The organism is Oleiagrimonas sp. (assembly GCF_027858935.1).
Lineage (GTDB): Bacteria > Pseudomonadota > Gammaproteobacteria > Xanthomonadales > Rhodanobacteraceae > Oleiagrimonas.
Genome location: NZ_JAQIBU010000112.1, coordinates 1 through 10087, shown reverse-complemented (window position 1 = coordinate 10087; position 10087 = coordinate 1). Strand labels below are relative to the sequence as shown.

Annotated in this window: 9 protein-coding genes and 1 pseudogene; 5 read left to right on the top strand and 5 right to left on the bottom strand. The window is 58.4% G+C overall.

The window, feature by feature from the left end:
* The 5 genes from PF446_RS04315 to PF446_RS04295 all read left to right on the top strand — a co-directional run.
* A partial coding sequence (locus PF446_RS04315) for a hypothetical protein (protein ID WP_298070019.1) occupies window positions 1-207 on the top strand: 207 nt, incomplete at its 5' end.
* 67 nt (window positions 208-274) lie between these two features.
* Complete coding sequence (locus PF446_RS04310; RefSeq protein ID WP_298070018.1) at window positions 275-2263, top strand: hypothetical protein; 1989 nt, start codon at window positions 275-277, stop codon at window positions 2261-2263.
* Window positions 2264-2371: 108 nt separating this feature from the next.
* On the top strand, window positions 2372-3577 hold the full coding sequence (locus PF446_RS04305; RefSeq protein ID WP_298070017.1) for a DegT/DnrJ/EryC1/StrS family aminotransferase: 1206 nt from the start codon (window positions 2372-2374) through the stop codon (window positions 3575-3577).
* Between the two features lie 106 nt (window positions 3578-3683).
* The gene (locus PF446_RS04300) at window positions 3684-4976 is read left to right on the top strand and encodes an oligosaccharide flippase family protein (protein ID WP_298070016.1); all 1293 of its coding nucleotides are present in this window, start codon (window positions 3684-3686) and stop codon (window positions 4974-4976) included.
* Window positions 4977-4985: 9 nt separating this feature from the next.
* Window positions 4986-5828, top strand: a complete 843-nt coding sequence (locus tag PF446_RS04295; protein ID WP_298070015.1) for a hypothetical protein — start codon at window positions 4986-4988, stop codon at window positions 5826-5828.
* Between the two features lie 2 nt (window positions 5829-5830).
* Here the strand turns inward: PF446_RS04295 and PF446_RS04290 are convergent, their stop codons facing one another.
* From PF446_RS04290 to PF446_RS04270, 5 genes and pseudogenes are all read right to left on the bottom strand, one after another.
* On the bottom strand, window positions 5831-6952 hold the full coding sequence (locus PF446_RS04290) for a glycosyltransferase (RefSeq protein WP_298070014.1): 1122 nt from the start codon (window positions 6950-6952) through the stop codon (window positions 5831-5833).
* Window positions 6949-7917, bottom strand: coding sequence for a glycosyltransferase family 4 protein (locus tag PF446_RS04285; protein WP_298070013.1), 969 nt, complete (start codon window positions 7915-7917; stop codon window positions 6949-6951). Before PF446_RS04285 ends, PF446_RS04290 begins: the two co-directional genes overlap by 4 nt.
* Before the next feature lie 74 nt (window positions 7918-7991).
* Window positions 7992-8690 carry a class I SAM-dependent methyltransferase gene (locus PF446_RS04280; RefSeq protein ID WP_298070012.1) on the bottom strand — a complete coding sequence of 233 codons (699 nt, stop codon included), beginning with the start codon at window positions 8688-8690 and terminating at the stop codon, window positions 7992-7994.
* 22 nt (window positions 8691-8712) lie between these two features.
* On the bottom strand, window positions 8713-9870 hold the full coding sequence (locus PF446_RS04275) for a glycosyltransferase family 4 protein (protein WP_298070011.1): 1158 nt from the start codon (window positions 9868-9870) through the stop codon (window positions 8713-8715).
* Window positions 9871-9880: 10 nt separating this feature from the next.
* Window positions 9881-10087, bottom strand: a pseudogene (locus tag PF446_RS04270) (glycosyltransferase family 2 protein); the annotation flags it as partial.

Below are 10087 nucleotides of genomic sequence, written 5' to 3'. Positions count from 1 at the left end.
ATGGAGGCCAAGTATCTGGTCAGCGCCGGGTTGTACAAGCAGGCCATCGCCACCCTGGAAGACACCAACTATGCACGCCTGCCCCTGCTGCGAAGGCTGCTGGTCAACGACCGCGCCATCAACGCCGAAGACATCGCCAGGATCCGTGCGATTGAGAAAAAGGCTCAGGCATCCGGCGCTGCGGACACCCATGCAAAGGAGCCATAGACCCCGGCAGGCGCAAGACAGATCGACCGTCTTGCGTGCAGGCTCGGCGCCCGTCTAGTCTTTGTCGATGACTTCACCGACTCGCACACGCCAACCTGGGCGATGGCTGCTGCTCATTGCGCTCGGGATCACCACCCTCGTGTACTGGCCGGGCCTGTCAGGGAGCTGGCTGTTCGATGACTACCCCAACATCGTCGAAAACCCGGGGGTGCAGCCGAGCCATGCCAGCGTGGCCAGCCTGACACGCGCCGCGCTGTCCTCGCCCTCCAGCCTATTCAAGCGCCCCCTGTCCTCGCTGAGCTTTGCCGCCAACTACCTGGTCAGCGGCCTGCACCCCTTCAGTTGGAAACTGACCAACCTGGTCATTCATTTGCTCAACGGGATCCTGGCCTTTTTCCTCGCGCGCATGCTGCTGCGATCCGTGCGGAACAAACCTCCTGATCCGATGCCCCCTCTGCTCGCGCAGGAAGGTGTGGTTGCCGCGCTCATCGCGGGGGCATGGATGCTGCTGCCGATCAATCTGACAGGCGTACTGTACGTGGTGCAGCGCATGGAAAGCCTGGCCAACCTGTTCGTGATGCTGGGGCTGGTCGGCTACGTGGCTGGTCGTCTGCGGATGCTGCAGCCCACCCTCCATCCAGACACATCGGAACCGTCCACCGAACGCCACAACGGCAAGGGCTTGCTCTTGTGCATCGCCAGCCTGATCATCCCCACCGTCGTAGGGATCACCGCCAAGGAAACCGCGGTCATGCTGCCGCTGTATGCCTTTCTGATCGAGTGGATCGTGTTCCGATTCCAGTCGTCAGATGCCTCGCACAGGAGTCGATCCGTACTCAGCGTGTTCGTGGTCGTGCTGCTGCTGCCGATGCTCATCGGCCTCGCCTGGCTGATCCCGCATGTGCTGAACCCGGACAACTGGTCCACGCGCGACTTCACCCTGGGCACCCGGCTGCTGAGCGAAGCGCGCATTGTGGTCGGTTACATCGCCTGGACCTTGCTGCCCCTTCCGCACTGGCTGAGCTTCTACCACGACGATTTCCACGTTTCCACGGGGCTGCTCCATCCATGGACCACGCTGGCCAGCATCCTGGTGCTCGGCCTGCTCGTCGTCGGGATTTTCGCCTGGCGCAAAAAACGCCCCCTGGTTGCACTCGGCCTGGCCCTGTTCCTGGGCTGTCATCTGCTGACCGGCAGCATCATTCCGCTGGAGCTGATCTACGAGCACCGCAACTATTTCGCCAGCTTTGGCCTGATGCTTGCGATTATTCCGCTGCTGGCCGTGCCTTCCGCGCAACCTCACGCCCGCCTTCGCCAGGCTGTATTGGCTGCGCTGTTGCTGATGTGGAGCGTGATGACGGCGCTGACGGCCTATGCCTGGGGCAGCCCGCTGCGGCTGGCGCGCGACCTGGCAGCGCGCGCGCCCGCATCGCCGCGCGCGCAATACGAACTGGGCCGCATCTACATTATCGACTCCCATTACGATCCGGCCTCGCCGTTCACGCCGATGGTGTATGCGCCGCTGGAACGTGCAGCGCGCCTCCCGGATTCCTCGATTCTGCCGCAACAGGCGCTGATCTTCTTCAACGCGCGCATGCACCGCCCCATCAAGCCGGCCTGGTGGGGCAGCATGATCGCCAGCCTGAAGGCAAAAAAACCCGGCGTGCAGGATGAAAGCTCACTCGCCGCCCTCACCGACTGTGCACGCAAAGGGCTATGCCCATTACCACAAAAGCGCATGCAGCAAGCCTTCGAGGCGGCCCTGTCCCACCCCGAACCGGATGCACGCCTGTTTGCCACCTATGGCGACTACGCCTGGAACGTGATGGGCAATCACAGCCTGGGCCTGCACATGACCGAACAGGCGGTCGCCCGTGCTCCGGACGTGCCGGCCTACCACATCACCCTTGCGCGCATGTATCTGCGCGATGGGAAGCTGGCTGAGGCGCAAGGTCAGATCCGCTCCCTCGAGCGCCTGAACATAGGCGGTCGACTGCAGGGCAGTATCGACAACCTCAAGACCCGTGTTGAAGCCGCCCACAAAAACAGTCCGTAGCAGGAGAACAGCATCTGGCCCATACAGCGGTATGCTGAGTCGAAATTCTTCCGTACACCCACCCGCCTGCAGGCAGACAACGTCCTTCATTCACACCATGCACATGCCATGAAACCTTCAGGCAAAAAACCGGAATCGAGCCAAGGCAACGACCCGTACATTGTCTTCGGCGCCCCGGATATCGGCGAAGAGGAAATCGCCGAAGTCGAGGCCTGCCTGCGTTCCGGCTGGCTGGGTACCGGACCGCGCGTGGCCCGATTCGAACGTGATTTCGCTGCATACAAGGGCGTCCGGTCCGACCAGGTCGCCGCGGTCAATTCATGTACCGCGGCACTGCACGTGAGCATGGTTGCAGCGGGCCTGGAACCGGGAAGCGAGGTCATCACCACGCCTCTGACCTTCTGCGCCACGGTCAACGCCATCATCCACGCCGGTCTGACCCCGGTACTGGCCGACATCGATCCAGTGACGATGAACATCGACCCGGCGGCGATCGAGGATGCCATCACGCCGCGCACGCGGGCCATTCTGCCCGTGCATTTCGCCGGCCGGCCGTGCGACATGGACGCGATCATGGCCATCGCCAAGAAATACGACCTAGTCGTCATCGAGGACTGCGCGCATGCCATCGAGACCGAATACCACGGCCGCAAGGCGGGCACCTTTGGTGATTTCGGTTGTTTCAGCTTCTACGCCACCAAGAACGTGGTGACGGGTGAAGGCGGCATGATCATAGGCCGCGAACAGTCACGTATCGACCGCGCTCGCATGCTCGCCCTGCACGGCATGAGCAAGGATGCCTGGCACCGTTTCGGTGACCAGGGCTATAAGCATTATCAAGTGGTCGAGGCCGGCTTCAAATACAACATGATGGATATCCAGGCGGCCCTGGGCATCCATCAACTTGCGCGCTTGGAAGACAACCACCTGCGCCGTAAGCAAATCTGGGACCGCTACATGGAGGCATTCACTGAATTGCCCGTGTCGCTGCCCGCCGCACCAGCGCCGGACACCCGGCCTGCTTTGCACCTTTTCACCCTTCAACTGAAAGAGTCTCTCTGCGGCATCGGGCGCGATGCATTAATCAACGCCATGTACGAGCACGGCATTGGAACTGGCGTGCACTACCTATCGATACCCGAACATCCTTATTACAGCGATCGCTTTTCATGGGAGCCAAAACAGTGGCCCAATGCCATGCTAGCCGGGAGACTGACGGTCAGCCTCCCGCTTTCGGCAGGATTGTCCGATGCGGAAGTGGCGCGCGTGATCACATCCACGTCGTCCATACTGAAGCGCGGTTCTGGATCATGATTAGGCAATTTGAATCGGGGCATGGTTTGAAGTCTGCACGATGGCGCGCCTCCTCCATAAAACCATCAAGTTGTCGCTCGTTGCACCTGCCACGTGCTGAACCTTCGTGACTCGTTGGCGACTAAATGTCCACCGCATCGACAAAGGCCCGATCGCCCGCGGGACAATACGAACCACCTTGGTGCTGGGCATTCGCCTACTGGTGCAGGCGGGCACGTTGTTGCTGGTTACTCGACTTCTCGGCCCGCACGACTATGGTGCGTTCGCTGGAGTCGCAGCACTTGCCGTGATGATGGGAACGCTCTCCACATTCGGCATGAACCTGGTGTTGCTGGGCGAAATGTCACGTGATTCGTCACGCCGCGAACGAGTGATGAGCTATGCCGTTCCCTGCACGCTCGCTTTCGGGATGCTGCTTCTTGCGATCTTCATGACAATCTGCCTGACGGGCTTGCGCGAGGCGGCGGTACCACTTCACGTACTGCTTGCGATCGGTGCCACCGAGACCCTGCTGCAGCCGCTTTTCGGGCTGCCGGCGTCAGAACAACTCGCATTGGGCCGCGTCGCACGCTCCCAATTGCTGACCACACTGCCACTGGCGCTTCGCCTGACCGCTGCTGCCGGCATTTTCTTGCTCGGTCCGACGCAACCACTAACGGTTTATGCTTATGCATATTTCACGGTCTCAGTGCTAGCACTTGCATTCACAACTCTCGTCATGCCGGAGCCATGGTCGGCGCCTGGACAATGGCGCATGCCCAGCATGGCCGAGTTGCGCGAAGCCGCTGGATATGCTGCTCTGAACGTCACTACCGCCAGTCCTTCGGAACTGGACAAGACGTTGGCCACAAAGCTTCTGCCTCTCGCTGACAGCGGGGTATACGCAGCCGGTGCGCGAGTGATCGGCGCCGCCACCCTACCCATCATCGCCATGATCCTGTCCGCGCTTCCGCGCTTGTTCAAGGATGGACATTCAGATCCTGGGCGCACCATCCCCTTGGTGCGCAGTATCTTTATTGCAGCACTTGCCTACAGTATCGCGGTGGCAGCTGCTTTGTGGTTCATTGCGCCCGAACTCACATGGCTCTTCGGCAAGGAGTATCAGGGTATCGAACACACCTTGCATTTCCTGACGCTTGCTGTGCCCGGCATGGCCTTGCGCATGACTTCCGGGAGCGTATTGATGGCACTTGGCAGACCTTGGATGCGCGCGGGATTCGAAGTCGCTGGCCTGGTGATTCTGGTAGCCGCCGCTACGATCCTTGCCAGGACATTTGGCGCCACCGGCATGCCACTGGCTCTGGCTTGCTCGGAGTGGAGCATGGCGATAATCGGAATCGCTTTCACCGCCTTCGCCGTGCGTTCCCGCTTGATAGATTCTTCAAAACATTCTGGATAACTGCAAACAATGGGCATTGATAAGCATTCTTTGAACCTGCTTCGTTACGTCACGGAAAACCATGGAAAGCTAGGTCGTGTGATCACACTGGGACGACAGGCTATACATCTCGGCCCCCGCGCCTCACGAAAATGGATTGAGTCAGGCTCGGACGGCTATTGCGAATCACTATTGACTGGAAGTTTCGGGGCCATCCATGTCGATTCGATTGACAATTCTGATTATGAAGGCGCGACAATCGTAGCGGATATGAACCTGGCCATACCCGAGTCCATTCGAGAACTATACGACACGGTTATTGATCTCGGTTGCACGGAGCACATTTATGACGTTGTGCAATCACTTCGAAACGTCGCCTCATTGTGCAAGCCTGGAGGAACCATACTGCACGCCGTTCCAGCCAATGGCTTTTGCGGCCATGGGTTCTACCAGTTCTCACCCGAGCTTTTCTTCAGCCGATACTCGAAGAGCAATGGCTTTACTGACACCGAGATTTTTCTCGCAGAACTTTGCGACATCCACCACTGGTATCGCGTATCGCCTCCCCAAGACGGCAAGCGCATCAATGTGCGCTCGCCCGATGAGCTGTACGTATTGGTTATTACCAGACGCATCGCACATGTGAGCGACAACGTGCAGCAGTCCGATTACGAATTCACATGGGAAGAACAATCGGGACAGCAACGCCCGACACATGCTCAAGGCCGATTGGCATGGGCGAGAGAGATACTCGATGCAAACCGCTTGACAGCCAGACTCGTCAACCGCGTTGACGCATGGTTGGCGCCAAATGGCGTCAAGCAGCTACGAAGCCACCCGGCACTTCAGCGTGTCACGGTCGCCATGCCCTGACACTACCCACTCCGGAAAGCATCAGCTACCGTCAGTTGTCCTTGCAACAGCGCGCACCACTTTTCGTACGCCACCTTCGTCGTGAAGTCTCCCGCACGCATGAGCAACGACCGCGGATCTGTCCTGGCTCGTCCACAGCAGACAGATTCAATGGCATCCGCAAGACTCTCAATGTCTTCCACGTGCACCAAACGTCCCAAGTTGCCATCCAGAAGGATCTCCTTTGGACCATGCATACATTCAGTGGCAACAATCTGACACTGGCAAGCAAGCGCCTCCACAAGCACGGTCGGAAGACCCTCATGCCTTGAAGACAACACAAACAGGTCCGCCCTTCTCAAAATCTCGAAAGGCTCATCCGTGTAACCTCGCAGTTGCAGCATGGACTCCAGACCATGGCTGGCAATGAGACTTGTGAGCTGATCCCGCTCCGGCCCTTCACCCCAGATATCGAGCCGCCATGGTTGCGGCACCTTTGCCATTGCCCTGATCAGGATATCGAATCCCTTTTGCCTGACCAGCCGCCCGATCGCGACGATGCTGAAGGGCTCGTCCACTGCATGACGTGGCTCAGCCACGATGCGCAACTGACCCTCGGTAACGATCGGGTTGTGGATGGTCACGACACGAGCCGGGTCGACGCCGGACCATTCCAGCACTTCATCGCGCACACCATCCGAAACGGCCACTGTCGCGTCAGAGTTCCTGTAAACAAACCCAGCGATACGATTTTCCCCCAGGTGGCGCAACTTGCCCACAACTCCCTTGCGCGCCACGATTGAAGCATGCGAATTGTGGACGCCATGTACCCAAAAAGCATCGGACCTGGACATGCGCATGGCCATCCAGGTCATGAAGGCAACATCCGGGAATGCAGTAATGATATGCGAAGGATGCCAGGCACGAATCAACTTCGACAGCCCTGGAACGAATTGATGCAAGCCGTTCGGAGCCAGCTCCACCACTCTCACCAAAGAATGCGCCTCGTACAGCAACTCGCCGTGAGCACGTCGCAATGCCAAAGTACATTCGACACCATCGGCAGCGAACTGGCGGATGAGATTCAACGTCACGCGCTCCACACCTCCCGAAACGATTCGTGGAAGCACGAACAGAATCCTCACGACTCGCGTCCGTCCTGGTTGGATTTGTGCCCGTCTATGCAACTCTGATAGATCGAGATATAAGTGTCAGCCATGAGGTCCAGTGAGAATACGCGCTTCGCCTTGGTTCTTGCGGCATCGGACATCTTTTGCTGCAACATGGGGTCTGCGGCCAGTCGGCGACAGGCGTCCACGAATGCATCGACGTCATCCTGCGGACAAAGAATGCCACTCACGCCATCTTCAATGGCCTCGGGCATGGAGGAATCCTTGGTAGTAATGACCGGGAGACCATTGGCCATGGCTTCTATGACTACCAGCGGAAACCCTTCACTTCGTGACGGGAACAGCAAGGCATCAGCATCCTGCATGACCGCTGCAACCGCCCCGGATCCAGTTAACCGTCCGATATCGCGCATATTCCCTTTCACACTGCCCGCAGTGTTGCCGGTGTACAGCAATTCAAATTCATTGCCAAGCTCACGCAGGATTGGCGCCAGAAGATCTACTCCTTTCCGCGAAGCCCAATTGCCAACATAGAGCAGCCGGTACGGATGTTGCTGTGCTTGCTTACGCTTTGCTTGAACCTTGTCGATATCCACGCCGTTGTGTATCACCTGCATCGGAATATCCAATAGAGTTTCACGTGCCGCCTCCGCAGCAAATTGGCTGACCGCGATCACACGTTCCGCGCGCTGCAGGGTTGACCGCTCTACAGGTTTGATCCAGTAATTATGGTATGCCGCTCGAAGCCTGCCTTTGTATCGCTCAAGCTCGGGATGATGTACTGAATGATGGAGTGTTGCGACGATCGGTAGATTTTTGGGATGAAAGCGCGGATGCAGCCACGTATTGACATGAACAATGTTGGCCCACTCCGGTGGTTGCGGCACGATTACAGACCATGGTGCATATTCCGCGCGCAGCGGAAGCCATGTGATCTTCGCCTGCAATCCTCGTTCGTGCAGCCTCTCAACAAGCCTCATCGTGAATATGTCGGTACCCGAGCCCGCACGCACCGTGGGAAACCATACCTTGGGTACTCGTGTGACATGCATTGTCATAGTGGCCGGATACGGTAAATTAGCGTCGGAATCATGCGCTTGAACGGCTTGAGAAGAACGTCGGGTGTCGCCCACAGGAGGCGATTCCCGACGGAGTCTGGTCGCTCGATCTTGAAAGTTGCACGCAAAGCATCAAGGCACATATTGCGGTAGGCCAAACCAGTGGTTTCCAGCATGCTTTCGAGTTTTCTCATCTGCAGCGGCTCGCAATCGTACCGATCGCCCTTTCGCATCCATCGCAGATAAGGGGTCCGCCATGCATGCGGCCACCAGCTGAGGAACATCAGGCGAAAATGCGGCTCGACCAGCATCCAGCGATTCGGGACCGCCAGATACCCGACCCCGTCGGATGCCATCACACGGCGCACCTCGTGCAGGTGGTCGAGCTGGGCTAGCTTGTCCCCTACGTGCTCAATGACATGATTTGTGATCACCACGTCAAAGCTTTGATCTGCAAAGGGGAGCCGAGTACCCGCGACCTGCAGAAACTCAAATCCATCTGTCACCTGCCTTTGATCCACGACATCCACCGCGGTCACTGCGCATTTCAGGGTTTCGTGATGGGCGAAATACCCGGCGATTCCACCCGAACCGGTCCCGATCTCCAGTATGCGGATCACTTCGGAGGTAGGCGCGAGTCCAAGCAAACGTTCGATCTTCAAACCCTTCTTGTGGCGAGAAGCAAGATCGAGCACAGCATGCGGTTGCCGGCATGGCTCAGACATTGTCACGATCACGTACCGACCGGTTCATGGACAGCAATATCCGCCGCAAGGAAGCGCCAAAATGCTCCCAGCAAAAAGGCTCTGCATGCTCCCGAATTGCATCGACCGGCATCGGCGTCCGCAACAAACACAAGACGGCCTCACTGAACGCGACACTGTCTCCGGGCGCTACCAACACACCAGAATGGCCCTCGTGAACGGCATCGACGACCCCTCCTGTGGCGTACGCAACGGTCGCAAGTCCATGCGCTGCGGCTTCGATGGCGACCATGCCGAAACCTTCCGGATCACCTGATCGCTCACGCACTGGAAAGACATGAAGATCCGCAGAAGCATAGGCCACACTTAGCTTTTCGCGATCCGTGATGACCCCCAAAAATCGCAGATTCGCTGCCACGCCATGGGCGGCGGCAGCCTCCTCAATGCTCTGCCGCGTTTGCGAATGTGCATGCAGGGCGTGTGTGGCGGTATCACCGATAACCATGAGCAGAATGTCCGGATGAACTTCCGCGATTCGAGGCAGTACGTCAGCTACGAACTCTCGCATGCCCTTGCGCTCGGTGAGTCGGCCTACGGAAAGAAGTACGCGGCGATCTCCAAGCTGGAATTCCTTGCGAAACCTGGCCACGGACTGCGCATCGGGTAGCTTCGATGGGATGTCCACTCCCGGATGCAAAATCTCGATTTGCGCATGCGGCACCCCCGCCCGGATGGCATACGTCCGGGTGGAACTGCTATTGGCCATCAACACGTCCATGCGTCTTATCGCCGGAAACCATAAAAGGCGGTACACGGGATGTTGCAGCGCCAAGTCGAGTCCATGAGCGTACATCCCCGCCCGAGCACCCACAGATCTTGAAACAAGTCTGACGATCGGCGCGGTAAGGCCGCTTCCAGCCAGAATCCAGTGAGGTCGCCAACTACGTGCGCGCCGTAACGCCAGCCAGAAAGCGCGAAGCAGAAATATCGGGATAGGTCTCAGAGGCACTTCCTCGACAAAAACCCCCTCAGGTGCGCGATCTGCTGAACCTTTCGGACCCACAACAAGTACCTGTGCAAACCGGTTCAGCTCCTTGGCCATGTGCCAGTTAAGCCGTTCCATGCCGCCCACCAGCGGTGGCAGATTGCGTGTGACAAGCAGCACGCGCATACGCTTGGACTCAGGCATCCTGACGGTACATCAGCGCGGTAATCTGCTCGGAAACCAGACCGATCAGGAACACGATCACCGCCGCGCTCCACAGCATCGTGCTCATGTTGGTCAGGCGTCCGTACGACAAAAAGGTGCGTGCGTAATTGAGACATCCGAGCAGAAAAAACACACCGCTCGCGGGCACAAACAGCTTCAGCGGCGAATACAGCGTGGC

What these genes read in the sequence shown, in the direction of transcription:
- PF446_RS04310 (WP_298070018.1), top strand. Translation starts at nt 275, where the DNA reads ATGACTTCACCGACTCGCACACGCCAACCTGGGCGATGGCTGCTGCTC.
- PF446_RS04305 (WP_298070017.1), top strand. Translation starts at nt 2,372, where the DNA reads ATGAAACCTTCAGGCAAAAAACCGGAATCGAGCCAAGGCAACGACCCG.
- PF446_RS04295 (WP_298070015.1), top strand. Translation starts at nt 4,986, where the DNA reads ATGGGCATTGATAAGCATTCTTTGAACCTGCTTCGTTACGTCACGGAA.
- PF446_RS04285 (WP_298070013.1), bottom strand. Translation starts at nt 7,917, where the DNA reads ATGAGGCTTGTTGAGAGGCTGCACGAACGAGGATTGCAGGCGAAGATC.
- PF446_RS04275 (WP_298070011.1), bottom strand. Translation starts at nt 9,870, where the DNA reads ATGCGCGTGCTGCTTGTCACACGCAATCTGCCACCGCTGGTGGGCGGC.